We start from the raw sequence: 3250 nt of genomic DNA on the forward strand, positions 1-3250 counted from the left end.
GCAGCTTTTTGGTACTCCTGATCCAGAACCTGCTATTGCTTCTAAAAAACAGGCTCAAAGGCAGTACGAAAGAGAGTTTCGGGTCAAGTCATATTGCTATTCTACTTGAGTTTTGTCAGTCAACCAGCTATCCAGTAGAGAAGCGATCGCAGTTCCGTATGAGCGATCGCTATAATCAATCCCTAACCACAGGGATTGATTATTACAATTATATTTGTCACGGTGCTTTAGCGATTGCAGTGCTAGCCCCCTCATCTCATCACTTTTAAAACATAAAAAGTAGGTAATTGCTCTATTTAGTCGCAAAAGAACAATCACCCAAGAATGAGTGTTTTTACGTTTTCACTCGTAAATGCAAACTACAACGAGTATATTAGCAGTTTCACCTGACACAAATGTATTTATCTCAAAAGTTAAAACCGGACATAATATTACAGGCAATGCAAATTTTCGTTTTGCGTGTCAGAGTTTGTAATGTGTTCGGCTTCAGTTAGCGAGAGTTTATCAAACGCTTGCTCCGCTTTCGATTAATATTTTAACCATCAAGTGCAGAGCAGATGCGTTTGAGCTTTTCCACCAATAACTCAAGTCGGGCTTGGGGATAGCTACGAATGTCACTAAGAAAACGTGAAACAAGCGTCAGGGTAGGGTGTAGGTGGTAGGTGGTAGGGGGTAGGGTGTAGGGAAAAAATCAAGAAAATTAAAAACAAGTGCGAACATTAATTAACTTCTTTGCTACGCAACGCTGGCGCAAACGCCACTACACCCTACACCCCACACCCAAAAGCCTTATGAATATTGGATTTGCCGATATCTTAGTGTCATTCTGGATAGCTACTTAGATGTAACGGCTAAACCAATGAATGTACCTTTAGGGACATCGGCGATTTCAGTCGCAACGCCAGTAGATAGATCAATACTGTAAAGAACTGAACCAGACAGTGCATAGGCAGTATTTTTACCTTGTGCATCTGTAAAGATGTCAAAGCCGCTATTCGGCGCAAAATTAACACCAAGATTGCCGATTGTTCTGAGAGTGCCATCATTAGGTGGGTTTTGCAGTACTAATACATCAAGATCGTAGTCAATGCCAAACAATTGAGTTGATGTGGCTCCAGCAACGGAATTTGTGTAAGCGGCAGCGGTAACGTTGGGGTCAACTGTGGCGTTGACATCATCACTAGCATAGGCTAAAGGTTTATCAACAATAACTGCACCAGTATCTACATTGGTACGGAAATTTTGGTCATTGCTGCCTACTATGCGTAAGCGATCTGGTACGGGATTGAAGTCAAACCCTGATTGAAAACCTCCATTAAAGCTGCTAGATAGTTTGCTCACAAATTGAGCTTGACCACTTATGAAGTTAATCGTGTATACATTGTCAGTATCTGTGACACCGTAAAGCAGACCGTTTGCTGGACGGAAATCGATACCTTGTAAGTTGCCGTCAATTCCTTTAACTTGAACTGCTTTAGCAAATCCACTCGGATCTATATTTACAAGAGTATTATTTGAGGTTATACCAATAAATCTTAAAGCAGACCATTTGCCTTTAACATTAATTTGAAGGATATCAGCTAATTTCGTGAGACCAACGTCAGCTGAAATTTTGTTAGCACTCAAGCCAAGACTCGCAGTGACTACAGCAACTACAAGGGCTATTTTACGTGTGAGCAGACCTTTCATCCTAAACTCCAAGAACAGTTTTTCTAGTTTTGATTCAGCAACGAGCTATCCTTTATTAAAAAGATTGTCTTTCAAGTTACTGATGACTACAGATTACACTTAAATAACAATTAATTTGATGTTTGATAAAAACATCCTACTTTTCCTAATAAACCTACTTTCGAGTTGATCGCAACTATCTTTCGTTATAAAGATAAGACTTCAAACAAAGTGCAAATTTTCACCACAGAACGAGGGTGGTTATGCCAAGCCTGGGGAAGAATAGCTTGAGCAGTTACAGCATCTGACCTTTTGAACAATCCATACTGATTGACCTTTTGAGCTAGCGGTTTTAAAGCTTTTGTCCAAGGTCGGTGGTTCCACAAAGGTGATTTCCTCTCAATATCCAATAAATCATATCCGAGTAGCTTTAATCTAGGATGATTTTCTGGAATATTATGTTTACTGGCATCTGCAAACAATAAATAGTATTGCTTGCTTGGTAGTGGGCTTGGTAGCCAATCGAGCAAGTTCCAAACCTCCTCTAGCGAATCTAAACGGAAGTTACGTGAATAATTAACGTGTGGATTGCACCAAGGATCAATACTCCGAATTTGATAAAGAGCAGGTAAGCCCAGGAACTTTGCATACTCTCTATATTCGTAATCATTGACAAATTTAATTACTCTCGTACTTAACCACATTGTCCATACTTTAAACAGGGTTATCTATACACCAAGAATCTGATTGCTACTTATTCCTCTTTTATAGCTTTTGGAGAATTTAATCCCTAAAAGGTTTTCAGAGCTTTAATGTGAATTAACCAAATTCAGATGTCCAAGCGAAATTTGCCAACTAAATCTTTTCAAATCCAAAATTATTACTGAATCTGAACCATTAGTGGTAAGCTTTGCAAGTATCTAAAAAGGTTTACACGACAAAAAATTAAGTAAATTTACTCTCCAATACCCATCAACTTACCGCTTAACAACAAGCTAGTCAACTGTTTGTACAAAACGTCCTACTTTTCCTACTTTTCCCAATTTCAAATATTGTAAAACGATGATCTTGAATAACAAATAGATAAGAGAATGTTTTGTCCCTGGGTAATAAACATAGCTGAGATACCCAAATTCCATGTAGTACTATGTATGATACGTAACTTCTAAATCCATTCAAATTACCAACGGAAAGGAAATATTGGTAGAAACGGCGTGGCATTGGAGTGGGAACAAGTACTGGAATACGCCAACAGTTGAAGTGTGATCGCTACTCGTCCCAATCAACCAACACCCCATCAACACAAGCAATACCCCACTGCGGAAACTTTACCAGCACCTTTTTAATCACAATCTGCAAAGCTGGATCATCCCAACACTCCTGCAAGTACTCAAAGCCCGGATTCTCCCCTGAATTCGCCGCTCGATTCAGTTTTTCCCTTCTTACAGGTCGCATATTTGACCTCGCTACAATCGCCTCATGCGACCACTTTTCAGGATTTGGCGCAGAAACGGCGGAACTTTCACCCTCATGAACTGCTTTGATTTCTATACCCGAAACTGAATTTTCAGTCATCAACTCA

General features: G+C 39.6%; 4 protein-coding genes and 1 pseudogene. 1 reads left to right on the forward strand and 4 read right to left on the reverse strand.

What is annotated here, in order from left to right; translation table 11 throughout:
• Window positions 1-96 precede the first annotated feature (96 nt).
• Window positions 97-306 (reverse strand): hypothetical protein, encoded by a 210-nt coding sequence (locus H6G92_RS38500; protein ID WP_190902080.1) that lies wholly within the window; start codon window positions 304-306, stop codon window positions 97-99.
• A 404-nt stretch (window positions 307-710) separates the two neighbouring features.
• Here H6G92_RS38500 and H6G92_RS40745 point away from each other — a divergent pair, with 404 nt between their 5' ends.
• The gene (locus H6G92_RS40745) at window positions 711-842 is read left to right on the forward strand and encodes a hypothetical protein (protein ID WP_277926959.1); all 132 of its coding nucleotides are present in this window, start codon (window positions 711-713) and stop codon (window positions 840-842) included.
• Here the strand turns inward: H6G92_RS40745 and H6G92_RS38505 are convergent.
• The 3 genes and pseudogenes from H6G92_RS38505 to H6G92_RS40155 form a co-directional block, all read right to left on the reverse strand.
• Window positions 835-1689, reverse strand: a complete 855-nt coding sequence (locus H6G92_RS38505) for a DUF4394 domain-containing protein (protein WP_190902082.1) — start codon at window positions 1687-1689, stop codon at window positions 835-837. The two genes, H6G92_RS40745 and H6G92_RS38505, sit on opposite strands and share 8 nt — an antisense overlap.
• Before the next feature lie 185 nt (window positions 1690-1874).
• Window positions 1875-2372 (reverse strand): hypothetical protein, encoded by a 498-nt coding sequence (locus tag H6G92_RS38510; protein WP_190902084.1) that lies wholly within the window; start codon window positions 2370-2372, stop codon window positions 1875-1877.
• A 565-nt stretch (window positions 2373-2937) separates the two neighbouring features.
• Window positions 2938-3250: pseudogene (locus H6G92_RS40155) on the reverse strand (hypothetical protein); the annotation flags it as partial.

It is taken from the genome of Nostoc foliaceum FACHB-393, from assembly GCF_014698505.1.
Lineage (GTDB): Bacteria > Cyanobacteriota > Cyanobacteriia > Cyanobacteriales > Nostocaceae > Nostoc > Nostoc foliaceum_A.

Bases quoted from the DNA above. Each gene is read 5' to 3' on its own strand.
- H6G92_RS38505 (WP_190902082.1), bottom strand. From the start codon at position 1,689: ATGAAAGGTCTGCTCACACGTAAAATAGCCCTTGTAGTTGCTGTAGTC.
- H6G92_RS38510 (WP_190902084.1), bottom strand. From the start codon at position 2,372: ATGTGGTTAAGTACGAGAGTAATTAAATTTGTCAATGATTACGAATAT.